The organism is Saccharothrix espanaensis DSM 44229, assembly GCF_000328705.1.
GTDB lineage: Bacteria > Actinomycetota > Actinomycetes > Mycobacteriales > Pseudonocardiaceae > Actinosynnema > Actinosynnema espanaense.
This window is the reverse complement of record NC_019673.1, coordinates 7,733,943-7,757,735: the sequence shown is the minus strand read 5'-3', so window position 1 is coordinate 7,757,735 and position 23,793 is coordinate 7,733,943. Positions and strand designations below refer to the sequence as shown.

The window sequence follows — 23,793 nt, the reverse complement described above, 5'->3', positions numbered from 1 at the left end:
TTGCGACGACGAGCTTGCCGGGTCGCTCCGGTTCGGCGCAACCGAATTTCCGCGCCCGGGTCGTGCTCGGGTTCGTGCGTGGGTGAAGGCGCTGGTGAAGGCGCTGGTGAAGTCGGGTCAGGGGGCTTCGGGTCGGCGGTCCAGCCGGTAGCTGGTGCGGTGGCCCAGCCAGGCGGCGGCGAGTTCGCCCATGACCAGCGAGTCGTGCCGCAGCACGCGCTCGTCGTGCCACTGGGTGGCCAGGCGGGCGGTGGCGAGCATCCGGCGGCGCGCGGTGGCGCTGAACGCGATCAGCGCTTCCAGGGCGTCGTCCACCTGGTCGGCGGCCAGCGGTTCGGGGGAGGCGGGCGAGGGCAGGGCGAGCCGGTCGTGCGCGAACGTGGCGGTGGTGGCCAGGTCGCCGGCCAGCTGGTGCTCCACGGACTCGGCGTTGCCCTGGAGCCGGGACAGCCCGGTCGCCGCCAGGCGCAGGCCGAGCAGCCGCGCGACGCACAGACCGGCCCACACCTGCTTCAAGGTCTCCGGCGCGTCCAAGTCGCCCGCGTCGAGGTCGTCGGTCAGGTCGCGGAGGGTCGCGGGCGTGACCGCGTGCTCGTCGGAAGTGCCCGGTGCGTTGATTTCGGCGGCGGAATCGCCGGATGTGTCGGGACTCACTCCGGCATTGTGGCAGGAGCATCACGCGAGGTGACAAATCACTGCGCTGAGTCACGCTTTTGGCGGCTCCCGACTGGTTACCGGTGAGCGAAAGACCGCCGATAGTCCTTGGGGGACAAGCCGACCACCGCGGTGAAGTGGTGCCGCATCAACGCGGCTGTGCCGAAACCGCATCGGTGGGCGATGGTCTCCACGCCCAGTTCCGTCTCCTCCAGCAGTTGACGCGCGCGCAACACCCGTTGAGTGGTCAGCCAGCGGTGCGGGGTGGTGCCGGTCTCGGCGGCGAACCGGCGGGCGAAGGTGCGTTCGGACATCCGCGCGTGCTCAGCGAGACCGGCCACGGAGTGCTCTGTGTCGAGCGCGTCCAGCATCCACGCGAGCGTCGGCTGGAGGCTGTCGGCCTGAATGGCGGTGGGCTGGATGAACTGGCGCTGGCCGCCGTCGCGCTGCGGGGCGACGACCATCCGCCGGGCGATGGTGGTCGCGATGGTGGAGCCGAGTTCGCGGCGGACCAGGTGCAGGCACGCGTCGATGCCGGCCGCCGTGCCGGCGCTGGTGATCAGGTCGCCCTCGTCCACGAACAGCACGTCCGGGTCGACGTGGGCGAGCGGGAAGCGGGCCGACAGCTCGTCGGCGTGCCGCCAGTGGGTGGTGCACCGCCGGCCGTCCAGCAGGCCGGCCGCGCCGAGCGCGAACGACCCGCTGCACACCGACAGCACGGTGGACGCCCGGCGCAGCGCGTCGAGCAGGGCCGGCGGGTAGCCGTCGCGGATCGCGAACGCCGGGACGGCCACCAGGTCGGCGGACAGCAGCGCGTCGAAGCCGTGGTCGGGCACCAAGGACGCGCCGACGTTCGTGCGGACCGGCCGGCCGGGGTGCTCGCCGCACACCTTGAAGTCGATCAGCGGCACGTCCTCCTCGGTGCGGTCGATCCCGAAGACCTCGCAGATCACACCGAACTCGAACGGTGCCAGTCCCTCGATCACGGGCACGGCCACGGAGGTGAGCATGGTCCGAGGATAGCTGGCAGGATCTTGACGGACAACGGCAGAACTGCCAATTGTGGCAGTATGTTGCGGGTCGCATAGTTGGCGCCATGACCGCACTGCTTGTCGTACTGACCGTCCTGGCGCTCGTGGTCTACGGACTGGAGCGCAACCACCACCGCGACGCCCGCCTCGGGTCCCGGCTCGCGGGCAGCCACGACGTCGAGGACCGCGACCTGGCTCGCGTGCGGACCGAACTGCACGCGGTCAGGGAGGCGGCGGTGGCCGACCGGCCCCGCGCCAAGACGCCCCTCACCGTCCGCTCGGTGTCAGCGGGGTGCGTGGGTGATGTGTGCGCGGGTGTCCGGGCGCAGACGTGATCGGTGGGTGTGAAGGCGCGGAAGAGGGGATCAGACGATCAGGTCGAGCGCGCGCTCGCCGGTGGGCTCCAGCCGGAGACCGCCGGCGGCGGCGATCTTGACCAGGGAGCGGACCGATCCCACCTCGGCGCGGGACCGCACGATGGCCCGCGCGAGCAGGCCCTTGTGGGCCTTGTTGAAGTGGCTGACCGCCTGCCGCCGCCCCCTCGGGTCCTCGGTGACCACCCGGACCGTGATGGCGTGCGGGACCTTCGCCAGCGAGCTGTAGGGCGCCGACCGCAGGTCGATCACCGGGGTGTCGGCCAGGGCGGGCGTGAGCACGGGTCGCCAGAGCGAGCCCAGCGGGCCGGTCGCGGGCAGCACGCTGCCACCGGAGAGCCGGTAGGCCGGGATCGGGTCGCCGCCGTGCACGATCCCGAACAGGGCGGACGCGACCGCCAGCCGACCGGCGGCGCGGGAGCGTTCGGCCTTGGTGAGGGTCTTGAGGTCGAGGTTGTCGTAGAGCACGCCGGTGTAGCGCTCCAGCGCCGGCATGGTCGGCGCGGTGCGCAGCTCGGCGTTGCGCGCGACCTCGGCCTCCTGCCGCTCGGACAGGCCCAGCACGGCCAGGCTCGCGGGCACGTCGGCGGCCAGGTCGACCAGGGCGTCGACCAGCTTCGCGCGGACCGGGTTCAGCTCGGGGCGCGTGAGCAGGTCGAGGTCCAGCGGCGCGCCCGCGCCGCCGATCGCCTTGGTCTCCGACGGGGGGAGCAGTACCAGCACGGACCGGGAGCCTAGGCCGTGCCGCCGGCCGGCGCTCAGCCCGGTTGACCCACGCAGAACTGGTTGCCGTCCGGGTCGGCCAGCACGGTCCAGGTCAGGCCCGGCACGGTGTGCTCGGCCACCTCGGTCGCCCCCAGCTCCACGAGTCTGGCCACCTCGGCGGCCCGGTCGGGCACGTGCGCGTCGAAGTGCACCCGGTTCTTGCCGGGGGCGATGTCGTCCGCCCGTTGCAGGCCCAGTTGCAGGCCGCCCTCGACGGCGGGGCCGATGATGAGGAACTCGCCCCAGTCGTGCCGCACCTCGGTGTCCAGCGCCTTGGTCCAGAACTCCGCGAGCTTGTGCGGGTCCGCGGTGTCGATGGTGATCATGCCGATCGTCAGCGTCATGTCCGGGAAGGTAGCCCCGCCCACCGACAATCCGCCGTCGGTGAGGCTGTGACCTGCTCGGACGTGCCGATGTGGGGACTTCGGCGGCCTGGGGCGGGGGGTGGTGGTCCCGCGTGCGGAGCGTGGCGCGCGGCGGTGTCGATGGCAGGGTCGGTGGCCTGGTCGGTGGTGTGTCGGTGGTGGGGGGACGAAAAGCGCGCAGGAACCCGTTGGAACTGGTGGGACGGGGTTCACTACCCTTCGTGGGACAACCGGCCCCACGAGGAGCACCCACCGTGATCACGAGGATGTCGTCGCTGTTCCTGCGCACCTTGCGCGAGGATCCGGCCGACGCCGAAGTACCCAGCCACAAGCTGTTGGTCCGCGCCGGCTACGTCCGCCGCGTCGCACCGGGCGGGTACTCGTGGCTGCCGCTGGGCCTGCGGGTGTTGCGCAACGTCGAGCGGGTCGTGCGCGAGGAGATGGACGCCTTCGGCGCGCAGGAGATCCAGTTCCCCGCGCTGCTGCCGAAGGAGCCCTACGAGGCCACCGACCGGTGGACCGAGTACGGCCCGAACCTCTTCCGGCTCAAGGACCGCAAGGGCGCGGACTACCTGCTCGGGCCCACCCACGAGGAGCTGTTCGCGCTCACCGTGAAGGGCGAGTACTCGTCGTACAAGGACTACCCGGTCACGCTCTACCAGATCCAGACCAAGTACCGCGACGAGGCGCGCCCCCGCGCGGGCATCCTGCGCGGCCGCGAGTTCCTCATGAAGGACTCGTACTCCTTCGACCTCACCGACGAGGGCCTGTCGGAGTCCTACGGCAAGCACCGGGACGCCTACATCCGGATCTTCGACCGGCTGGGCATGGACTACGTGATCGTGGCGGCGACGTCCGGCGCGATGGGCGGGTCGGCGTCGGAGGAGTTCCTGGCCGTCGCGCCGACCGGCGAGGACACCTTCGTGCGCAGCACCGAGTCGGACTACGCGGCCAACGTCGAGGCGGTGACCACGACCCCGCCCGCCGAGCAGTCGGTCGAGGACAAGCCCGCGGCGCAGGTCCACCACACGCCCGACACGCCGACCATCGAGTCGCTGGTCGCGTTCCTCAACGGCGCGGGCCTGGGCCGGACCTTCACCGCGGCCGACACGCTGAAGAACGTCCTGGTCAAGCTCATCGCCCCGGGCAAGGGCCCGGAGCTGCTGGCCATCGGCCTGCCCGGCGACCGCGAGGTGGACTTCAAGCGCCTGGAGGCGGCCGTCGAGCCCGCCGAGGTGGCGATGCTGGAGGAGTCCGACTTCGCGAAGAACGCGTTCCTGGTCAAGGGCTACATCGGCCCGGCCGCGCTCCAGGCCAACGGCGTGCGCTACCTGGTCGACCCGCGCGTGGTGCGCGGCACGGCGTGGGTGACCGGCGCGGACAAGGCCGACCACCACGTGGTGGACCTGGTGCAGGGCCGCGACTTCACCCCCGACGGCACGATCGACGTGGCCGAGGTGCGCGAGGGCGACCCGTCGCCGGACGGTCAGGGCGTGCTGGTCGCCGCGCGTGGCATCGAGATCGGCCACATCTTCCAGCTGGGCCGCAAGTACGCGGACGCGTTCTCGCTGGACGCGCTGGGTCCGGACAGCCGGCCGGTCCGGATCACCATGGGCTCCTACGGCATCGGCGTGTCCCGCCTGGTGGCGGCGATCGCCGAGCAGAGCCACGACGACCGCGGCCTGATCTGGCCCCGCAACGTCGCGCCGGCGGACGTGCACGTGGTGGTGGCGGGCAAGGACGAGACCCTGCTGGCGGGCGGCGAGCGGCTCGCAGGCGAGCTGTCGGCGGCCGGGCTCAAGGTGCTGCTGGACGACCGCAAGGCCAGCCCCGGCGTGAAGTTCGCCGACGCCGAGCTGATCGGCGTGCCGACCATCCTGGTGGTGGGGCGCGGGCTGGCGAACGGTCTGGTCGAGGTCAAGGACCGCCGGTCGGGCGAGCGGGTGGAGGTCGCGGTGGCGGACGCGGTGCAGCACCTGCTGGACGTTGTGCGCGGCTGATGTGAGAGCGCGGCTGGTGTGACAGTGTGGCGAGGCGGGGCCCGGTTTGTGTCGGGCCCCGTTTTGCGTTGGGTGGGTGGAGCAGCCGGCTGGGACTAGCGGTGCAAGACCGCTGAGAGGACAGCGGAAGTGTCCGAGAGGTCGGCCAGGACGATGTGCGCCCCGGAGTCGCGGAGTTCGTCGGCGGTGCTGCGGCCGGTGGCGACGCCGATGGCGAAAGCGCCGTGGTGCAGGGCGGCGTGGACGTCGTGCGGGGTGTCGCCGATGACGACCGCCGAGAAGTCCTTGCCGTGCTTGGCCGACGCCCGCCGCACGGCGTCCAGCACGAGGGCCGGCCGGTGCTCGGACACGGTGCCGTAGCCGCCGATCTCGAAGTCGACGTGGTGGTGCAGGTCGAACGCGGCGAGCTTGAACCGGGCGATCTCCACCAGGTTGCCGGTGACCAGCGACTGCACCACGTTCTCCTGGCGCGCCAACGCCTCCAGGGCCTCGGCCGCGCCGGGCAGCGCGTGGCCGTGCGTTGGCAGCTCGGTGTGCTCCCTGGTCGCCACGTCGATCAGCTCGGTGTGCAGCCGGGAGATCAGCTCCTCGGTCGGCTCCAAGTCGTGCGCCAGCAGCAGTTCCTGGGTGATCGCGCGCTCGGTGCGGCCGGGGAAGCTCGGCGTGTGCACGAGTTCCAGCCCGGCCACGGCGTGCAGCGCGGTGCGGTACCAGGTGTGGCCCAGGCCGCGCGCGTCGATCAGGGTGAGGTCGATGTCCCACAGGACCAAGGTGTCCACAGCGGCGGCGGTGTTCGCGGTGAGTGAGGTGGGTGAGGTGGCGGTGGGTGAGGTGGGGGTGGGCGTTTTCACAGGGGGCGCACGCTTTCCATGATCCGGTTCACGTCGTCCTCGCTGGGCCCTTCCGCGACGTACGGCCCGCCTTCGGCGACGTTGAGCACCAGAACGGCCACCTTCGACGACCTGGTGGACCTGGCGTAGGCCCGAACCGTCGCCTTGGGCGCGTAGCAGGGGCTCACCGCGCTGGGCGTGACCTCGACGGAGGCCACGGTGTGCTCCTCGACGCCGCGCACCTCGGGCTTGCCCAGCTTGGGCTTCTGGCCCTCGACGGTGTAGCTGGTGCGGGCGATCTCCACGATCAGCGCCTCGGCGACGTCGGGCACCTCGCCGGTCGCGGTCCCGGACGCCACCATCGCCTGGATCATGTTGCGGCCCTGGCAGTCGAACGGCCGCGAGACCTGGGACTTGGTCAGCCGGACCGCGCCGACCGTGCCGACGGGACTGGTCTCCCAGGACGGCGGCACCTCGTAGCGCAGACCGGCCTGGGTGTCCTCGACCACGGTCCAGTCGGGTTTCGCCGTGGTGGTGGCGGAGGTGGTGGGCGCGGATGTCGCGTCGTTCCCGGTGAGCAGCACGGCCGCGGTGCCGCCGCCGACGACCGCGAGCACGCCGGCCACGGCGAGCGCGATCCACAGCGGGCGGCGGTTGGGCGGTTTCGGCTGCTGCTGGTAGACGCCGAGTCCGGTGTAGCTCACGAGGCCAGCGGTTTCACGGAGTCGACCATCGCCTGGAGGTCGGCTTCGGTCGGCCCCTTGGGCTCGGCCGGACCGCCTTCCAGGTCGCCGTTGGCCATGAACACGTGGAAACCGGTGGAACCCTTGAGCACCAACACCTTCACCATGCCCTTGGACGCGAGGCAGTCGCTGCCGGTGGTGCTGATCGTGGCGTCGACCTGCACGCCCTCGATCTCGGCCTTGCTGCCGTTGGGCACCTTCACCGACTTGGGCTCGCTGAGCTTCACGTCGACGGACTTGCCGGAGCTGTAGTACTGGGCGCCGAGCTTCTGCGCGAAGTCCTTCGCCACGGCGGCCAGGTCGCCCTGCGGCACGACCACGCCACCGGTGCTGCCCCGGTTGTAGCGCGAGCCGCCGCAGTCGTAGTTGCCGTAGACCGTGACGCCGGTGAGCTTGACGTCCTTCATGCCCTCGACGCCCGCCGAGATCGGGCTCGGCGCCCACGCCTTGGGCACGTCGTAGCTGTAGGACAGGTCCTGCACCCGCAGGCAGTTCCAGTCCGCCTTGGTGGGCTTGCAGGTCGCGTTCTCGGTGCCGGACTTCGACGTGGTGGTCGGCTTGGCCGCGGTGGTGGTCGGGGCCGGCGCGGAGGTGCTGGTGCCGGCGGCGTTCTGCGAACCGCTGTCGCGGGTGAGGAAGAAGGTGGTGAGCCCGCCGCCGATCAGCACGACGACCAGGCCGACGATGATCCACACCTTGGTGTTGTTCTTCTTCGGTGGCGGGCCTTCGCCGCCGGAGAACACGCCCAGGCCGCCGTAGCCGCCGTACTGCTGCTGCCCGTACGGCTGGTACTGCTGGCCCGGGTCGGGCTGGCCGTACTGGCCACCGTACTGGCCGCCGTACTGCTGCTGGCCGGGGTCGGGCCCGCCTTACTGCTGCGGGCCGAGGTCGGGCCGGCCGTACTGGCCGCCGTACTGCCGGCCTGGGTCAGGCTGGCCACCCCAGCCGCTCTGCCCGTCACCTGGGTGTGTCACGGCCAAACCGTACCGCGCCGGTTCCGGTGTCCGAGGGCCGGCGAGAAATTCAGCACGCGTTGACTTAGGTGGTGGCGGGTCGTAGCCTGCTAATTCAACTAGCGATGAAAACGTGTCTGGAGGCAATCATGGCCACACCACAGGACCGGCCGCCGGCGGCCGTCGCGGTGGTCACCGCGGTCGTGGGCGCGCTGGTCGCGCTGGTCTTGGGGCTGCTCACGTTCGGCGTGCAGGCGACGGTCCACCCCCGTGAGGTGCCGCTGGCGGTCGCGGTCGGAGCGGACGCCCCGCCGCCGTTGCGCGCGGTGGCCGACAAGCTGGGTGCCGCGTCGACGGCGGAGGTGGTGTGGCGGGTCACCACGCCGGAGGAGGCGCGCGGGCTGCTGGCGGCGCAGGACGTCTACGGGGTGCTCGAACTCGCGCCCGGCGGGGCGTCGATCGTGTTGTCCGGCGCGGTGAACCCGTCGGGGACGCAGGTGGCGCAGCAGGTCCTGGCCGGGGTGGCGCAGGGCGCGGGGCTGCGGGCCGAGGTGGTGACGGTGAACCCGGCCTCGGCGGCGGGCCGGACCGCGCCGCTGGCCGCGAGCGCGTTGCTGTGGGTCGCCGGACTGGTGGCCGGGGCGGCGTTCGTCCGGCTGGTCCGCCGGGCGGCGGTGTGGACGCGGCTGCTGGGGGCGTTGTCCGCGGCCGTGCTCGGGGTGGGCGTGGTCGCCGGGTTCTTCGCGGTGTGGGACTCGTCGTTGCCGCTGGGGTGGGACGTCCTGGGCTACCTCGGGCTGGTCGCGGCGGCGTTCGTCCTGGTGCAGGCGGCGTTGTTGCGGCTGCTCGGGCTGCGCGCGATGGCCGTGCTCGGGCCGCTGTACCTGATGGCACCGGCGGTGGCGGGGCAGGTGCCCGAACTGCTCGACCCGGTCTACCGCGCGGTGCTGTGGTCCTGGACGCCGTTCCGGTTCTCGACCGAGGGGCTGCGGGCGTTGTTGCAGGGCGGCGTGGTCGACGGCGCACAGGTGTGGGTGTTCGTGGGGCTGGCCGTGGTGGGGCTGGTGGTGCTGCTGGTGCCGGGGAAGGCGGGACTAGGAGGAGAGGAAGCTCAGCCGGACCTTGCGGACGGGGTTGTCGACGTTGGTGTCGACGAGGCAGATCGACTGCCAGGTGCCGAGCGCCAGCACGCCCCCTAGGACGGGGATCGTCGCGTACGGCGGCACCAGCGCGGGCAGCACGTGGTCACGGCCGTGGCCGGGCGTCCCGTGCCGGTGCCGCCAGCGGTCGTCGCCGGGCAGGATGTCCCGCAGGGCGGCCAGCAGGTCGTCGTCGCTGCCGGCGCCGGTCTCCAGGACGGCCAGGCCGGCGGTGGCGTGCGGCACCCAGACGTGCAGGAGGCCGTCGCCGTCGACCTCGCTCAGGAACTCCTCGCAAGTCCTGGTCAGGTCGTGGACGACCTCGTCGGTGCCGGTGCGGATCTCGACTTCTTCACTGCGCATGGGCGGCGATTCTAGGCGCTGAGGGCGCGGTGTCCCGGGCGAAAATCACCTGCTCGCGAAGCCATGATCAGGCAGGATCCCGGCTGTGCAGCACACAGCCATCGTGACCGGGGCGAACCAGGGGATCGGCGCGGCGACCGCGCGGGCGCTGGCGGCCCAGGGCGTCCAGGTCCTGATCACGTTCCTCCGCTACTCGCCCGCGCCGGACCCCGGCGTGCCGGCGGAGTACTTCAGCGCCCGGGAGAGCGGGGCGGAGTCGGTGGTCGAGGCCATCGCCGAAGCCGGCGGCCGGGCGCACGCCGTGGAGGTCGACCTGACGGACGGGAACGCGCCGGCGTCGCTGTTCGACACGGCGGAGCGGTTGTTCGGGCCGGTGGACGTGCTGGTCAACAACGCGTCGGGGTGGGTGCAGGACACGTTCCTGGCCCACGGGACCGACCAGTTCGGACGAATCCAGCGGGCCGTGGTCCCGCAGACGTTCGACGCGCAGTTCGCGGTGGACGCGCGGGCCGGGGCGCTGTTGATCGCGGAGTTCGCGCGGAGGCACTTGGCGCGCGGCGGCAACTGGGGCCGGATCGTCGGGCTGACGTCGGGGTCGCCGGACGGATTCCCGGGCGAGGTGTCGTACGGGGCGGCCAAGGCGGCGTTGAACAGCTACACGATGTCCGCCGCGGCTGAACTGTGGTCGCACGGGGTGACCGCGAACATGGTCAAACCGGGGGTGACGGATACCGGGTGGGTGTCGGAGAGCGTCCGAGGGCAGTTTCCGGTCGCGTTGCCCGAGGAGGTGGCGTCGGTGGTGGCGTTCCTGTGCTCGGACGCGGGCGGGCGTGTGACGGGCAACATCCTCTCTTTGCGGTGAGCTGTCCCGGTGATGGGTTACTCGCGGGTAACATGCCGGGTATGAAGGCTTCTCGTCTGCGGCGGGGCATGAACCTGTGGCCGCCGTTCCTGTTCGCCGGCATCCGCGTCGTGGAACTGTCCGACGACTACCGGTACGCGAAGGTCCGGATGCGGCTGAGGTGGTTCAACCGGAACTACGTCGGCACGCACTTCGGCGGCTCGCTGTTCGCGATGACCGACCCGTTCTGGATGCTGATGGTCCTGCGGCACCTGGGCCGCGAGCACGTGGTGTGGGACCGCGCGGGCGAGATCGAGTTCGTGCGGCCGGGGCGCGGGACCGTCTACGCGGAGTTCCGGTTGGCTGAAGAGCAGGTGGACGACCTGCGATCGCAGGCGGCCGAGGGCGGCAAGGCGTTGCTGTGGTTCCCGGTGGACGTGGTGGCCGAGGACGGGACCGTGGTGGCGCGGGTCCGCAAGCAGGTTTACGCGCGCCTGAAGGCCGGTTCCCCGGATGAACGGGCGTCGGCTGAAGTGTGAGCCCTGGGATCGTCGGTTCGTGGTGGACGTGAGGGTGGCTCGTTGGTAGGGATGTGAGATGCGAACTGCCTTCGGCTCTGCGTTCGACGTGCCGGTCGGATACCTGAACACGGCCAGCATCGGGGTCCCGCCGGTGGCGGTGGCGTCCGAGGTGGCGGCCGCGGTGACGCGGTGGGGGTCCGGGGTCGACTCGCCCGACGCGGTGGACAAGGTGGTGACGGTTGCCCGCGAGGCGTTCGGGCGACTGGTCGGCGTGCCGGCGAACCGGGTGGCCGGCGGGGCGTCCGTGGGCCAGATGGTGGCGATGGTGGCCGCGTCGCTACCGCTCGGAGCCCGGGTGCTGGTCGCCGAAGGGGACTTCACGTCGTTGACGTTCCCGTTCGCGGCACGCGGCTTGCAGGTCACCGAAGTGCCGTTGGACGGCCTGGTGGCCGCTGCGGCCGGGTACGACCTGGTGGCGGTGAGCGTGGTGCAGTCGGCCGACGGGCGGATCGCCGACCTGGACGGGCTGCGCGCCACCGGGGTGCCGGTGCTGCTGGACGCCTCACAAGCGGTGGGCTGGCTGCCGCTGTCGCTGGAGTGGGCCGACTGGACCGTGGCGGCCGGGTACAAGTGGCTGATGTCGCCGCGCGGGTGCGCGTGGTTGGCGTGCTCACCCCGCGGGGTGGAGGCGGCGGTGCCCGTCGCGGCCAACTGGTGGGCCGGTGAGGACCCCTGGACCTCGGTCTACGGCCTGCCGCTGCGCCTGGCCTCGGACGCGCGGCGGCTGGACATCTCGCCGGTGTGGTTGTCGCAGTTCGGGGCGGCTGCCGCGTTGCCTTACGTGGCATCGTTGGACATGGCGGCGGTGCGGGATCACAACGTGGGGTTGGCGGATTCGTTGCTGGCGGGGATGGGGATGGAGCCGCGAGGGTCGGCGATCGTGTCGCTGTCGCTGTCGTTGGCGGAGGTGGGTGCTGGGGCCGGAGTCGGTGGAGGTGCGGGTGTGGGGGTGGGGCGGGGTGTTGGTGAGAGGTTGGCGGCAGCGGGGGTGAGGTCGGCTGTTCGTGCAGGTCGGGTGCGGTTGGGGTTCCACCTGTACAACACGGCGGAAGACGTGGATCTTGTGCTCGAAGCGCTTCGGTAGGCGTCGTCCGTTACGGTGACTGTTTGTGTCTGTACCTCCCGAATCACCTGAAGAGGTGACGCAGCGGTTACCCCGCATCTCGGGCTCGCCGCCGGGGCCGGCTGGTGGGCCGGTGCCTGGAACGCACGGACCTGGAGCGCAGGGGCCTGTGGTGCACGGGTCTGGAGTGCACGGGTCTGGAGCGCAGGGGCCGGTAGTGCAGGGGCCCGTGGCGCAGGGAGGGGCGCAGGGGGTTGGTGCGCCGTACCCGCAGGGCGCACCGGGGCCGGCGGACACGGCTCGGATGCGGCGGTCCGAGATGGGGCAGCTCGACTCGCTGCTGGAGTCCTCGGAGCCTGGTCGTCGGCCGGTGAACGTCAAACCGGGAAACGTGAAACCGCGGAACGCCAGTTCGGGGAGTGCGAAGAAGGGCTGGTTGCTCAAGGGGGCCGGGCTGGTCGGGGTGGCTGTGGTGTCGGGGTTGATCTGGCTGGTGGTCATGCCCAAGGAGACGCCGGTGTCGTCCCCACCCAGTACTACGTCCAAGCCGGTCGGCGAGTTCACCTTCGCGCGGTCGCCGCAGGTGCCGGAGGCGTTGAAGGACAGCCAGTGCGCCTCGCACGCCTACGGGGAGACGAAGACCTTCCTGACGGCCACGCCTTGTCAGCAGTTGACCCGGGGATTGTTCACGACGACTACCCCGGACGGGCGAACTGTGTACACGTCCGTGTCTGTAGTGCGGATGAAGTCGCTGGACGACGCCACGAAGTTGAAGGAGCTGACCAGCCGGGACGGCACCGGGAACGTCAACGACCTGGTGAAGGACGGGGCTGTGCAGGTGCCCGGGTTGAAGTCGCTGGGAACGGGCGGGTTCGCGGCTCGGCAGCAGGACCGGGACGTGGTCATCATCGAGTCCGACACCGTTCAGCACGGGGCCGACGAAGCTGCCCACAACGCGTTGATGAAGAAGGTTTCGAATGACGCGTTTCGGTTGGTGAGCGAGTTGGTGTGAGGGGTGGGACGAGGGTGGTGAGTGAGAGTTTTAGAGCTACGCTCGCCGCTGGGCAGGCCGCCGGGGGAGAAGGGCGTCCGTCGTGTTCTCCCCGTATGGCCTGGTCTGAAGACAACCACCCTTGAGCAGGTAGCGCAAGCGAAAAGCGTGCTTGCGCTACCTGCTCAAGCGCGGTTCGCTGCGCGCAGGCCATACGGGGAGAACACGACTCGGGGGGAAGTTTTCAGGTGTTTCTGGGTGGTTGTGTTCAGCGTTTCGACTGCTGTTTTTTAGCCTACTGCGGTGCCGGGTAGGGGGGTTGCTGCGGGGGTTATTCCGGCTGTTTTGCGCCAGCGGGTGGCTCTGATCGCGGATTGGGTCAGGGCGTCCAGGGCTGATTTTCGCTGGGGCTGGTCGTCCGTTCTTTCCATCACGCCTCGCCAGGCCGCGCACGCGTCCGTTTCCACGGCTATCAGTGCGGCGATCGCCGATGTCGCGCTGTCCACGGGTTGGGGTGGCAGGTAGGCCGGGGCCGGGGGGCGGGGTTGGGCTCCGGCGTCCCGCAGTGCGCGTTCGGTGGTGTCGCGGCGGGCCCGGTGGGCGTTCGCGCCTTCGGCCACGGCCGGGGCCTGGTCGTCGATGAACGCGCTGACCAAGCCGTAAGTCCACACTGCGGCGTGTTCGGCGGCCAGCGCTTCTTGCAGGGCGTCCACGCTGCTCGGGGCGCTGCTGGGGGTGTTGCTCTGGTTCACGCGAGGGCCTCCACGAGGGCGGCGCAGCCCGCCGACACGGAGGCCAGGAGGCCCGCGCGGTGCGTCGGCGCTGTCACGGCCAGGTCCGCTGCCTGCTTCTGGGCCGTCTGCAAATTCGTGACCAGCGCCTCTCTCGTCGGGTTCGCCGGGGGTGCCGGCGGGGTCGACGTGCTCTGCGGCTGGGTGGCGGACGTGCCGGGGACCTTCGGGGTCGCCCGGTCCACCTCCGCCTGGAGCTTGTCCGCGTGCTGGGTTCTCGCGGCCGCCGTTTCCGTCGCGCCCAGGGCTGTGGCCAGGGCGGTGTCGGCTCTCGCCGTGCGCACCAGCTCCGCCAGCGGGTCCGGTGGGAGTGGCTCCGGCGGGGGTGTGGTGCACGCTGCTGCCAGGGGCGCGGTGGTGGCCGCCACCAGGAGTGCGCGCCTGCTGAGCGCCGTTCTTCCGATCACGGTTCCCGATCCTGCCAGAGCTCCGGTGATCGGCTGGGCGCGTGCGGGGTGTCCGGGACCAGATAGTCTGGACGACCAACGGCCGGCGAGTGCAGCGTCGGCCGGGGTTGCCGTGCCCTTCTGCACCTGAAAGGAGTCACCACGTGTCCAGCCCGCCGCGCGGAGAACTCGCCGCGCAGCTAGCACCCGTCGTGCGGGAAGCGGTGGAGGCCATCGGCTTCGACCTCGAAACGCTCGACGTGAACCAGGCTGGGCGTCGCAGGCTGGTGAAGGTGGTCGTGGACGGCGACGACGGGATCGGGCTCGACGAGGTCGCCCAGGCCAGTCGTGCCGTGTCCGCCGCGCTCGACGCGAACGAGCACCTCATCGCAGGCCCGTACACGCTTGAAGTCACCTCGCCCGGCGCCGATCGGCCGCTCACCCGGCCACGTCACTGGCGGCGCGCCCGGCTGCGGTTGGTGAAGGTCAAGCAGCCCGACCAGGTCGAGTGGTTCGGCCGGGTCGGGGCCGCCGACGACAGCGGTGTCACGCTGTTGGTCCAGGGTGCGCTCACGCGGGTGGAGTACCGCTCCATCGAGCGGGCCGTGGTCGAGATCGAGTTCAAGCAGCCGCCCGTCGAGGAGCTCGCGCTCCTGGAGGGGTCTAGTCCGAAGGAGGAGTCGGAGTGAACGTCGACATCGCCGCACTGCGGGCGATCGAACGGGACAAGGACATCCCCTTCGACACCGTTCTGGAAGCCATCGAGACCGCACTGCTCACCGCGTACAAGCACACCGACGGCCACCACTCGCACTCCCGGGTCGAGATCGACCGCAAGACCGGGGTGGTCCGGGTGCTGGCCCAGGACCTCGGGCCGGACGGCGTCGTCACCGAGGAGTGGGACGACACGCCGGAGGGCTTCGGCCGCATCGCCGCGACCACCGCGCGCCAGGTCATCCTCCAGCGCCTGCGCGACGCCGAGCACGAGCGCACCTTCGGCGAGTTCTCCGCCAAGGAGGGCGAGATCATCGGCGGCGTGGTGCAGCGGGACGCCCGCGCCAACGCCCGCGGCATGGTCGTCGTCCAGGTCGGCGACACCGAGGGCGTCCTCCCGCCGGCCGAGCAGGTGCCGGGCGAGACCTACGACCACGGGTCGCGCCTCAAGTGCTACGTCGTCGGCGTGTCACGCGGGGCGCGCGGTCCCCAGATCACGTTGTCGCGGACGCACCCGAACCTCGTGCGCAGGCTGTTCGCGCTCGAGGTCCCGGAGATCGCCGACGGCACCGTGGAGATCCCCGCCGTGGCACGTGAGGCAGGTCACCGTTCGAAGATCGCGGTGCGGTCGACGGTGCCCGGGGTGAACGCCAAGGGCGCGTGCATCGGGCCCATGGGGGCACGGGTGCGCAACGTCATGAGCGAGCTGGCCGGTGAGAAGATCGACATCATCGACCACTCCGACGACCCGGCCACGTTCGTCGGGAATGCCTTGTCACCGGCCAAGGTTGTCTCGGTGCGGGTGCTCGACGAGCGGGCCAAGACGGCGCGCGTGGTGGTCCCGGACTTCCAGCTCTCCCTCGCCATCGGCAAGGAGGGCCAGAACGCCCGGCTGGCCGCGCGGCTGACCGGCTGGCGCATCGACATCCGCAGCGACGCCGACACCGGTGGGGCCGCGCCGGCGGGCGCGGCGACATCCGGTTCGGCTGATTGAGCGGCAGGGGATAGACTTCCCAGTGGTTCGACGTCGGGGATCGGTTTTCACGCACGACGGCCCGGTTCGCACGTGCATCGGATGCCGCGCTCGGACGTTGTCCTCCGAGTTGCTGCGCGTGGTGGTCGTGGACGGGGCCGTGGTCCCTGACACTCGCCGAAGGTTGCCCGGTCGGGGTGCTTGGCTGCACCCTGACGAAGGCTGCCTGCGCGACGCCGAGAAGCGAAGGGCGTTCCCGAGGGCCTTCCGGGTCCAGGGACCGCTCGACGCGGACCGGGTTCGCGAACACCTCGGGCAGCTCGGGAAACAGGTCGTGGGATCGCCTCACGACCGGCAGGAAGCAAGGAAGCAGGTCGACCCGTCATGAGTCAGCCGTGAAGCTGAAGACATGAACGCGCGACGTTAAGACGAGGTCGACGGGACTGCCGCCGGCCTCATCACCAGAGGAGTGCAGTGGCAGGCAAGGCCCGCGTGCACGAGCTCGCGAAAGAGCTCGGTGTCACGAGTAAAGAACTGTTGACGAAGCTCGCCGACCAGGGCGAGTACGTGAAGTCCGCGTCCAGCACCGTCGAGGCACCCGTTGCCCGGCGGCTCCGTGACGCCTACGCGTCGAAGTCCGACGCCAAGTCCAAGTCCTCCGGCGCCCGTCCGGCGCCCCCGAAGCCCGCCGGCGACGTGAAGTCCGACGCCCGTCCGGCCGCGCCGGTCGGCAAGCCCGGCCCGCGCCCGGTGCCCGGCCCCAAGCCGGTCGCGCCGAAGCCCGCGGCCCCCGCGCCGAAGGCTCCCGCCCCGGCCCCGGTCGCTCCGGCGGCGGCTCCCGCTCCGGCGGCTCCCGCTGCTCCGGCTGCTCCCGCTCCGGCGGCGGCCTCCGCCGCTCCGGCTCCGGCGGCCGCTCCGGCCTCGGCCCCCGCTCCGGCCCAGCAGGGTCAGGGTGGTGGGCAGCAGCAGGGTGGCGGCCGTCCGTCCGGGCCTCGTCCCGGGCCGCGTGCGCCCCAGCAGCAGCCCGCGGCGGCGCAGCAGAGCCCGTCCGTGGTGCCGCCGAAGCCGCAGGCCCCCAAGCCCGCCGGCGCGCGTCCGCCGCGTCCGGGCAACAACCCGTTCGGTGTCGGCGGCGGCGCTCCCGCGCCTCGTCCGCAGGCCCCTCGTCCGCAGGCGCCCGGTGGCGGTGACCGTCCCGAGCGCGGTGGCGACCGCGGTGGTTCGACCAAGCCCGGCGACTCGCGTCCGGCCGGTCCGCGTCCCGGCGGTTCCGCCGGGTCCGGCGGTCCGCGTCCCAACCCCGGCAACATGCCGCCGCGGCCCAACCCGGGCATGATGCCCGGCCGTCCGGCCGGTCCCCGGCCCGGCGGTGGCGGTGGCGGCGGCGGCCGTCCCGGCGGCGGTCCCGGTGGCGGCGGTCGTGGCCCCGGTGGCGGCGGCGGTCGTCCTGGCGGCGGTGGCGGCGGTGGCGGTGGCTTCCGCGGCGGTCCCGGTGGCGGCGGCGGTGGCGGTGGCGGTGGCTTCCGCGGCGGCCCCGGTGGTGGCGGCGGCGGTGGCGGCGGTGGCGGTTTCCGCCCCGGTGGCGGCGGCGGTGCCCCGGCCGGTGGTGGCGGCTTCCGCGGTGGCGGCGGTCGTCCCGGTGGCGGTGGCCCCGGCGGTCGCGGTGGCGCGGCCGGCGCGTTCGGCCGTCCTGGTGGTCCGGCGCGGCGCGGACGCAAGTCCAAGCGCCAGAAGCGCCAGGAGTACATGGACAACATGCAGGCCCCGTCGGTCGGTGGTGTCCGCCTGCCCAAGGGCAGCGGCGAGACCATCCGGCTGCCGCGCGGCGCCTCGCTGACCGACTTCGCCGACAAGATCAACGCCAACCCGGCTTCGCTGGTGCAGGTGCTGTTCCACCTCGGCGAGATGGTCACCGCGACGCAGTCGGTGTCCGACGAGATCCTGGAGCTGCTCGGCTCCGAGATGAACTACGTCGTGCAGGTCGTGTCCCCCGAGGAGGAGGACCGCGAGCTGCTGGAGACGTTCGACATCACCTACGGCGAGGACGCGGGCGACGAGACGGACCTCCAGATCCGTCCGCCGGTCGTGACCGTCATGGGTCACGTCGACCACGGTAAGACGCGCCTGTTGGACACGATCCGCAAGGCGAAGGTCGCCGAGGGCGAAGCGGGCGGCATCACCCAGCACATCGGCGCCTACCAGGTGCAGACCGAGCTGGAGGGCAACCCCCGCCTCATCACCTTCATCGACACCCCGGGCCACGAGGCGTTCACCGCCATGCGTGCCCGCGGCGCGAACTCGACCGACATCGCGGTCATCGTGGTGGCGGCCGACGACGGCGTGATGCCGCAGACGGTGGAGGCGATCAACCACGCCCAGGCGGCCAACGCGCCGATCGTGGTCGCGGTCAACAAGATCGACAAGGAGGGGGCCAACCCCGCCAAGATCCGCCAGCAGCTCACCGAGTACGGGCTGGTCGCCGAGGAGTACGGCGGCGACACCATGTTCGTCGACATCTCGGCCAAGCAGGGCATCAACATCGACGGTCTGCTGGAAGCGATCCTGCTGACCGCCGACGCCTCGCTGGACCTGCGGGCCAACCCCGACATGGAGGCCCAGGGCGTCGCGATCGAAGCGCACCTGGACCGCGGTCGCGGCCCGGTGGCCACGGTGCTGGTGCAGCGCGGTTCGCTCCGCGTCGGCGACTCGATCGTCGCCGGCGACGCGTACGGCCGCGTCCGCCGCATGGTGGACGAGCACGGCGACGACGTCACGGTCGCGACCCCGTCGCGCCCGGTGCAGGTCATCGGTCTGACCTCGGTGCCCGGCGCCGGCGACTCGTTCCTCGTCGTGGAGGAGGACCGGACGGCACGGCAGATCGCCGAGCGCCGCCAGGCCCGCACCCGCAACGCGCTCAACGCGGCGCGTCGCAAGCGGGTCAGCCTGGAGGACCTGGACGCCGCGCTGAAGGAGACCAGCGCGCTGACCCTGATCATCAAGGGCGACAACTCCGGTACCGTCGAGGCACTGGAAGACGCGCTGCTCAAGATCGAGGTCGGCGACGACGTCGAGCTCCGGGTCATCCACCGGGGCGTCGGTTCCGTCACCGAGGGCGACATCAACCTGGCCGTCGCCGGTAGCGCGATCGTCCTGGGCTTCAACGTCCGGGCCGAGGGCAAGGCGACCGAACTCGCGAACCGCGAGGGCGTGGACGTCCGCTACTACACGGTGATCTACCAGGCGATCGACGAGATCGAGCAGGCCCTCAAGGGCATGCTCAAGCCGGAGTTCGAAGAGGTCCAGCTGGGCCGCGCGGAGATCCGCGACGTGTTCAAGTCCTCCAAGGTCGGCACGATCGCCGGTTGCATGGTCCTGTCGGGCGAGATCCGCCGCAACGCGCGGGCCCGGCTGCTGCGCGACAACAACGTCGTCCAGGAGAACCTGCCGATCAGCTCGCTGCGGCGGTTCAAGGACGACGCCACCGAGGTCCGCGAGGGCTTCGAGTGCGGTCTGACGCTCGGCAACTACGCGGACCTGAAGGTCGGCGACGTCATCGAGACGTTCGAGATGCGCGAGAAGCCGCGCGCCTGATCGTCGTCGGACACCGGGGGCCGTCGCTTCGGCGGCGGCCCCCTCCTACCCCCGTGGTGATGACCTTTGTACGTGGGTGCCCTGGAGTTGGACGTGCTGCTCGGTGACGTCCACTCGTTGAAGCAGAAGCGGTCCGTGGTGAAGCCGGTCGTGGCCGAACTGCGGCGCAGGTTCGAGGTGTCGGTCGCCGAGGCCGGGCACCTCGACCTGCACCGCCGCGCGCTGATCGGAGTGGCGGCCGTGGCCGCCGACGCCGAGCATGTCAGGGACGTGCTGGCCGCGTGCGAGCGGCTGGTGGCCGGACGTCCCGAACTGGAACTGCTCTCCGCCCGCCACCGCCTGGTGGGGCCGGAGGACGACTGAGCCGCCGTTCACGGCGGCTGTGCACATGGAGGAGGGAGCGCCGTGGCCGACCAGGCTCGGGCGCGCAAGCTGGCCAAGCGGATCTCGCAGATCGTGGCCTCCGCGCTGGAACACGAGGTGAAGGACCCGCGGTTGGCGCGGGTGACGATCACCGACACGCGGGTCACCGGTGACCTGCACGACGCGACGGTCTACTACACCGTGCTCGGCGAGAAGCTCGACGCCGAGCCGGACCTCGCGGGTGCCGCGGCGGCGTTGGAGTCGGCCAAGGGCGTGCTGCGCACCATGGTGGGGCAGCAGACCGGGGTCCGGTTCACGCCGACCCTGGCGTTCGTCACCGACACCGTGCCAGACGAGGCGCGCCGGATGGACGAGCTGCTGGCCCGCGCCCGCGAGGCGGACGCCGAAGTGGCCCGGATCGCGCACGGGGCCGAACCCGCGGGCGAGCCGGACCCGTACAAGCCGCCGCGGGAAGCCGAGGAATCGGACTAGCGTTCTTGTCGTGCCCAACGATCTGAACGCCCCGCTGGAGTCCGCCGCCGACGTCCTGCGCGCCGCGTCCGACGTGACCTTGCTGGCCCACGTGAACCCGGACGCGGACGCGCTGGGCAGCGCGTTGGCGCTGGGACTGGTGCTGCACCGGCTCGGCAAGTCCGTGCGGGTGTCGTTCGGCGAGCCGGAGACCGTGCCGGAGACGTTGCTGGGCCTCGACGTGGCCGGCCTGCTGGTGCCCGCGTCGGCGGTGCCCGCCGCGCCCGAGGTGCTGGTGGCGCTGGACACCGGATCGGTGGCCCGGCTGGGCCCGCTGGCCGACCGGGTGTCGACGGCGGGTGCCGTGGTCGTGCTGGACCACCACGTGTCCAACCCCGGCTACGGCACGGTGAACGTGATCGACCCCACGGCCGAGGCCACCGCGCTGGTGGTGCTGCGGCTGCTGGACGTGCTGGGCGTCGAGCTGGACGAGCCGGTGGCCCGGTGCGTGTACGCGGGCCTGGTCACCGACACCCGGTCGTTCCGGCACGCGAGCGCGGCCACCCACGAGGTGGCGGCGCGGCTGCTGGCGGCCGGGGTGGACGCCGAGGCGGTCGCCCGGCCATTGATGGACTCTCACCCGTTCGGGTATCTCGGGATGTTGGCGAAGGTGCTGGGCCGCGCCGAGCTGATCGCCGACGCGGCCGGCGGACGCGGGTTCGTGCACGCCGTGGTGACCTTGGACGACGCCGCCGGGCTGCGCCCGGAGGAGGTCGAGAGCGTGGTCGACCTGGTGCGCACCACGGCCGAGGCCGAGGTGGCGGCGGTGCTCAAGGAGCTGCGGCCGTCGTCGTGGTCGGTGTCGTTGCGCGCGGTGAGCGCGGTCGACGTGCGCGAGGTCGCCCAGCTGCTCGGCGGCGGCGGGCACCGGCTGGCGGCCGGGTACACCGCCGAGGGCGACGCGGCGGACGTGCTGGCCCGGTTGCGCGTGGCGTTGGAGACCGTCGCCGGCTGATCCCGCTCCGGCCGGAATTGTCGGTGCCCCGTGCGACAGTGGACCCCGGGTTGAGCCGAATGGTCGAGAGGCCGGTCTTGGGGGGCGTGGTCGTGGAGGAGCGGGTGCCCGCGCGGCGGGTGATCGGGTTGGCTGCGCCTGCCCTCGGGGTGTTGGCGGCCGAGCCGCTGTACGTGCTGGTCGACACCGCCGTGGTGGGCCACCTGGGCGCGTTGCCGCTGGCCGGGCTGGCCGTCGGCGGCGTGCTGTTCACCCAGGTCGCCACCCAGCTGACCTTCCTGTCCTACGGCACGACGGCGCGCGCGTCCCGGCTGTTCGGGGCGGGCCGCCGGGGTGACGCGGTCCAGGAAGGCGTGCAGGCGACGTGGCTGGCCCTCGTCGCGGGCCTGCTGGTGATCGGCCTGGGGCAGTTGCTGGCCGCGCCCGCCGCCCGGCTGCTGGCCGGTGACGAGGTGGCCGGGCAGGCCGAGTCGTGGCTGCGGATCGCCCTGTTCGGCGCGCCGTTCGTGCTGGTCACGATGGCGGGCAACGGGTGGATGCGGGGCGTTCAGGACACCTTCCGACCACTGCGGTACGTGTTGCTGGGCAACGGGATCTCGGCCGTGCTGTGCCCGGTGCTCGTGTACGGCGCCGGGTGGGGGCTGGAGGGCAGCGCGGTCGCGAACGTGGCCGCGCAGGTCGTGTCGGCCGGGTTCTTCTTCCGCGCGCTGTTCGTCGAACGGGTGCCGCTGCGGCCACGGCCGGAGTTGATGCGGGCGCAGCTCGGGCTCGGGCGCGACCTGGTCCTGCGCAGCCTGGCGTTCCAGGCGTGCTTCCTGTCCGCCGCGTCGGTCGCCGCGCGCACGTCGGTCGGCGCGGTCGGCGCGCACCAGATCGTGCTGCAGCTCTGGACGTTCCTGGCGCTGGTGCTCGACTCGCTGGCGATCGCGGCGCAGGCCATCGTCGGGCAAGCGCTGGGCGCGCACCGGCCCGAGCAGGCCAAGAGGTTCGCCTGGCAGGTCACCGGGTACGGGCTGGTGTTCGGCGTGCTGCTGGGCGTGGTGTTCGCCGCGCTGGCGGGGGTGATCCCGCCGCTGTTCACCACCGACCCGGCGGTGCTGGGCGAGGTGCCGCACGCGTGGTGGTTCTTCGTCGCCCTGCAACCGGTGGCCGGGGTGGTGTTCGCGTTGGACGGGGTGCTGCTCGGCGCGGGCGACGCCGCGTTCCTGCGCACCGCGACCCTGCTGGCCGCCGGGGTCGGCTTCCTGCCGCTGATCTGGGCCTCGTACGCCTACGGCTGGGGGCTCGTCGGCATCTGGGCGGGGTTGTCCGCGTTCATGGTCCTGCGCCTGGTCCCGCTGCTGCTCCGGACGCGTTCGGGCAGATGGGCGCGGGTGGGGGTGGTGTGGTGAGGGGCACTGCCCGGAATTGTTAACAGAAGGCAAGTGTTCCCGATAGACGGAGTGCCGCCGCAGGAACACCGAGGAGCTTCGCCGTGCCGGTCGATCGTGCCACCAGCCAGGCGTGGCTGATCTGGTCAACCGCCGTCGTCGTCTACGTGGCAGCCCTCTTCCACCGCACCTCGCTCGGCGTCGCCGGGCTCGAAGCCGCCGACCGCTTCCACGTCGGACCCGCCGCGCTCAGCACGTTCACCGTGCTCCAGATCGGCCTCTACGCCCTGATGCAGATCCCCACCGGCCTGCTCGTCGACCGGTTCGGCGCGCGCCGCGTCCTGGTCGCCGCCGCCCTGCTGATGGGTGTCGGCCAGGTCATGTTCGCGCTCGCCTCCTCCTACCCGCTCGGCCTGGGCGCGCGGGCCGTGCTCGGCATCGGCGACGCGATGACGTGGGTGAGCGTCCTGCGCCTGGCCGCCGCGCACTTCCCGCCACGCCGGTTCACCGTCGTGATGTCGCTGTCCGCCGCGCTCGGCGGCGCGGGCAACCTGGTCGCCACCGTCCCGCTGACCCTGCTGCTGGCGAGCACCGGGTGGACCGCCACGTTCCTGATCGCGGGCGTGGCCACCGCCGCCTACTCGGCCGTCGTCGCGTGGCGCGTCCGCGAGGTGCCGCACGGCGTGACCCAGCCACCCGTCGAACCGGTGCCGCTGCGCACCGTGGCCAAGCGCGTCGTCTCGGCGTGGTCCGTGCCCGGCACGCGGCTCGGCTTCTGGGTGCACTTCGCGTCCATGTCCACACCGGCGATGCTCGGCCTGCTGTGGGGGTTCCCGTACCTGGTCGAGGCGCAGGGGATGAGCCGCCCCGACGCGTCGGCGGTGCTCAGCCTGCTCGTCGTGGTCGGGATCGTGGCCGGACCGCTGATCGGCGCGGTGATCGCGCGCAAGCCGGAGTGGCGGATGCCGATCGTCGGCTGCTACCTCGGTGCGGCGCTGGTCGGGTGGGCCGTGCTGCTCGGGTGGCCCGGCGGGGTGCTGCCGCCCGGCGTGCTCGCGGTCGTGTTCGGCGTGCTCGCGGTCGGCGGCCCGACCTCCGGCGTGGCGTTCGCGCTGGTGCGCGACTACAACCCGTTGCACCGGGTGTCGACGGCCACCGGCGTCGCGAACGTCGGCGGGTTCGCCGCGATCACGTTCACCGCGTTCGCGGTCGGCGTGGTGCTGGACCTGACCGAGGGGCTGCCGGTCGCCCAGGCGTACCGGATCGCCTTCCTGGCCGTGGTTTCCGTGCTGGTGCTCGGCGTGTGGCGGACCGCCGTGTGGTGGCGCCGGGCGCGTGCGGAGGTGTTCGCGGCGGAGGAGCGCGGGGAGCAGGTGCCGGTGCAGTTGCGTCGCCGGCGTTGGGACGTTCTGGCCGAGGCTTAGGA

General features: G+C 71.9%; 26 protein-coding genes. 16 read left to right on the top strand and 10 right to left on the bottom strand.

Going from position 1 to position 23,793, the window contains the following annotated elements; genetic code table 11:
- Positions 1–117: 117 nt before the first annotated feature.
- Together BN6_RS33775 and BN6_RS33770 are read right to left on the bottom strand one after the other, a co-directional pair.
- On the bottom strand, positions 118–654 hold the full coding sequence (locus BN6_RS33775) for a hypothetical protein (protein ID WP_015104349.1): 537 nt from the start codon (positions 652–654) through the stop codon (positions 118–120).
- 77 nt (positions 655–731) lie between these two features.
- The gene (locus tag BN6_RS33770; protein ID WP_015104348.1) at positions 732–1,664 is read right to left on the bottom strand and encodes a GlxA family transcriptional regulator; all 933 of its coding nucleotides are present in this window, start codon (positions 1,662–1,664) and stop codon (positions 732–734) included.
- An 86-nt stretch (positions 1,665–1,750) separates the two neighbouring features.
- Between BN6_RS33770 and BN6_RS33765 the strand changes: the two genes are divergently transcribed.
- Positions 1,751–2,020, top strand: coding sequence for a hypothetical protein (locus BN6_RS33765; RefSeq protein ID WP_015104347.1), 270 nt, complete (start codon positions 1,751–1,753; stop codon positions 2,018–2,020).
- 30 nt (positions 2,021–2,050) lie between these two features.
- Here BN6_RS33765 and yaaA read toward each other — a convergent pair whose 3' ends face one another.
- The gene (gene yaaA / locus BN6_RS33760) at positions 2,051–2,782 is read right to left on the bottom strand and encodes a peroxide stress protein YaaA (RefSeq protein ID WP_015104346.1); all 732 of its coding nucleotides are present in this window, start codon (positions 2,780–2,782) and stop codon (positions 2,051–2,053) included.
- A 35-nt stretch (positions 2,783–2,817) separates the two neighbouring features.
- Complete coding sequence (locus BN6_RS33755) at positions 2,818–3,168, bottom strand: VOC family protein (protein ID WP_041315042.1); 351 nt, start codon at positions 3,166–3,168, stop codon at positions 2,818–2,820.
- Positions 3,169–3,443: 275 nt separating this feature from the next.
- On the opposite strand from BN6_RS33755, the gene BN6_RS33750 reads away from it, so the two are divergent.
- The gene (locus BN6_RS33750) at positions 3,444–5,189 is read left to right on the top strand and encodes a proline--tRNA ligase (protein ID WP_041315039.1); all 1,746 of its coding nucleotides are present in this window, start codon (positions 3,444–3,446) and stop codon (positions 5,187–5,189) included.
- 95 nt (positions 5,190–5,284) lie between these two features.
- On the opposite strand, the gene BN6_RS33745 is transcribed toward BN6_RS33750, so the two are convergent.
- The 3 genes from BN6_RS33745 to BN6_RS33735 form a co-directional block, all read right to left on the bottom strand.
- The gene (locus BN6_RS33745) at positions 5,285–5,968 is read right to left on the bottom strand and encodes an HAD family hydrolase (protein ID WP_041318988.1); all 684 of its coding nucleotides are present in this window, start codon (positions 5,966–5,968) and stop codon (positions 5,285–5,287) included.
- A gap of 68 nt (positions 5,969–6,036) precedes the next feature.
- Complete coding sequence (locus BN6_RS33740) at positions 6,037–6,723, bottom strand: hypothetical protein (RefSeq protein ID WP_015104342.1); 687 nt, start codon at positions 6,721–6,723, stop codon at positions 6,037–6,039.
- Entirely contained in the window at positions 6,720–7,505 is a 786-nt protein-coding gene (locus tag BN6_RS33735) for a flagellar basal body-associated FliL family protein (protein ID WP_015104341.1), read from the bottom strand. The genes BN6_RS33740 and BN6_RS33735 overlap by 4 nt, the downstream gene beginning before the upstream one ends.
- Positions 7,506–7,864: 359 nt before the next feature.
- Between BN6_RS33735 and BN6_RS33730 the strand changes: the two genes are divergently transcribed.
- Positions 7,865–8,914 carry a YhgE/Pip domain-containing protein gene (locus BN6_RS33730; protein WP_015104340.1) on the top strand — a complete coding sequence of 350 codons (1,050 nt, stop codon included), beginning with the start codon at positions 7,865–7,867 and terminating at the stop codon, positions 8,912–8,914.
- On the opposite strand, the gene BN6_RS33725 is transcribed toward BN6_RS33730, so the two are convergent.
- Complete coding sequence (locus BN6_RS33725) at positions 8,810–9,217, bottom strand: YjbQ family protein (RefSeq protein ID WP_015104339.1); 408 nt, start codon at positions 9,215–9,217, stop codon at positions 8,810–8,812. The two genes, BN6_RS33730 and BN6_RS33725, sit on opposite strands and share 105 nt — an antisense overlap.
- A gap of 85 nt (positions 9,218–9,302) precedes the next feature.
- Here BN6_RS33725 and BN6_RS33720 point away from each other — a divergent pair, with 85 nt between their 5' ends.
- The 4 genes from BN6_RS33720 to BN6_RS33705 all read left to right on the top strand — a co-directional run bounded on the left by BN6_RS33720 (position 9,303) and on the right by BN6_RS33705 (position 12,714).
- Positions 9,303–10,079 carry an SDR family NAD(P)-dependent oxidoreductase gene (locus BN6_RS33720; RefSeq protein WP_015104338.1) on the top strand — a complete coding sequence of 259 codons (777 nt, stop codon included), beginning with the start codon at positions 9,303–9,305 and terminating at the stop codon, positions 10,077–10,079.
- A 41-nt stretch (positions 10,080–10,120) separates the two neighbouring features.
- Entirely contained in the window at positions 10,121–10,597 is a 477-nt protein-coding gene (locus BN6_RS33715) for a DUF4442 domain-containing protein (RefSeq protein ID WP_015104337.1), read from the top strand.
- 58 nt (positions 10,598–10,655) lie between these two features.
- Positions 10,656–11,723: an aminotransferase class V-fold PLP-dependent enzyme gene (locus BN6_RS33710; protein ID WP_015104336.1), complete on the top strand. Its 1,068-nt coding sequence runs from the start codon at positions 10,656–10,658 to the stop codon at positions 11,721–11,723.
- A 283-nt stretch (positions 11,724–12,006) separates the two neighbouring features.
- Positions 12,007–12,714, top strand: coding sequence for a hypothetical protein (locus BN6_RS33705; protein ID WP_148303128.1), 708 nt, complete (start codon positions 12,007–12,009; stop codon positions 12,712–12,714).
- A 269-nt stretch (positions 12,715–12,983) separates the two neighbouring features.
- Here BN6_RS33705 and BN6_RS44555 read toward each other — a convergent pair whose 3' ends face one another.
- The gene (locus BN6_RS44555; RefSeq protein ID WP_015104334.1) at positions 12,984–13,445 is read right to left on the bottom strand and encodes a ferritin-like domain-containing protein; all 462 of its coding nucleotides are present in this window, start codon (positions 13,443–13,445) and stop codon (positions 12,984–12,986) included.
- Complete coding sequence (locus BN6_RS33700) at positions 13,442–13,891, bottom strand: hypothetical protein (RefSeq protein ID WP_231904821.1); 450 nt, start codon at positions 13,889–13,891, stop codon at positions 13,442–13,444. The genes BN6_RS44555 and BN6_RS33700 overlap by 4 nt, the downstream gene beginning before the upstream one ends.
- Positions 13,892–14,034: 143 nt before the next feature.
- On the opposite strand from BN6_RS33700, the gene rimP reads away from it, so the two are divergent.
- The 9 genes from rimP (at position 14,035) to BN6_RS33660 (ending at position 23,791) form a co-directional block, all read left to right on the top strand.
- The gene (gene rimP, locus BN6_RS33695) at positions 14,035–14,559 is read left to right on the top strand and encodes a ribosome maturation factor RimP (protein WP_015104332.1); all 525 of its coding nucleotides are present in this window, start codon (positions 14,035–14,037) and stop codon (positions 14,557–14,559) included.
- Complete coding sequence (nusA, locus tag BN6_RS33690) at positions 14,556–15,578, top strand: transcription termination factor NusA (protein ID WP_015104331.1); 1,023 nt, start codon at positions 14,556–14,558, stop codon at positions 15,576–15,578. Before rimP ends, nusA begins: the two co-directional genes overlap by 4 nt.
- Positions 15,532–15,945 (top strand): YlxR family protein, encoded by a 414-nt coding sequence (locus BN6_RS44550; protein ID WP_331712613.1) that lies wholly within the window; start codon positions 15,532–15,534, stop codon positions 15,943–15,945. Before nusA ends, BN6_RS44550 begins: the two co-directional genes overlap by 47 nt.
- 86 nt (positions 15,946–16,031) lie before the next feature.
- Positions 16,032–19,148, top strand: coding sequence for a translation initiation factor IF-2 (infB, locus tag BN6_RS33685; protein ID WP_015104329.1), 3,117 nt, complete (start codon positions 16,032–16,034; stop codon positions 19,146–19,148).
- Positions 19,149–19,214: 66 nt separating this feature from the next.
- Positions 19,215–19,511 carry a DUF503 domain-containing protein gene (locus BN6_RS33680; protein WP_041315031.1) on the top strand — a complete coding sequence of 99 codons (297 nt, stop codon included), beginning with the start codon at positions 19,215–19,217 and terminating at the stop codon, positions 19,509–19,511.
- A gap of 42 nt (positions 19,512–19,553) precedes the next feature.
- The gene (rbfA, locus tag BN6_RS33675; protein WP_015104327.1) at positions 19,554–20,003 is read left to right on the top strand and encodes a 30S ribosome-binding factor RbfA; all 450 of its coding nucleotides are present in this window, start codon (positions 19,554–19,556) and stop codon (positions 20,001–20,003) included.
- Between the two features lie 10 nt (positions 20,004–20,013).
- Positions 20,014–20,997 (top strand): DHH family phosphoesterase, encoded by a 984-nt coding sequence (locus BN6_RS33670; protein WP_015104326.1) that lies wholly within the window; start codon positions 20,014–20,016, stop codon positions 20,995–20,997.
- Positions 20,998–21,056: 59 nt separating this feature from the next.
- Complete coding sequence (locus tag BN6_RS33665; protein WP_015104325.1) at positions 21,057–22,388, top strand: MATE family efflux transporter; 1,332 nt, start codon at positions 21,057–21,059, stop codon at positions 22,386–22,388.
- Positions 22,389–22,471: 83 nt separating this feature from the next.
- Entirely contained in the window at positions 22,472–23,791 is a 1,320-nt protein-coding gene (locus BN6_RS33660; RefSeq protein ID WP_015104324.1) for an MFS transporter, read from the top strand.
- Positions 23,792–23,793 lie beyond the last annotated feature (2 nt).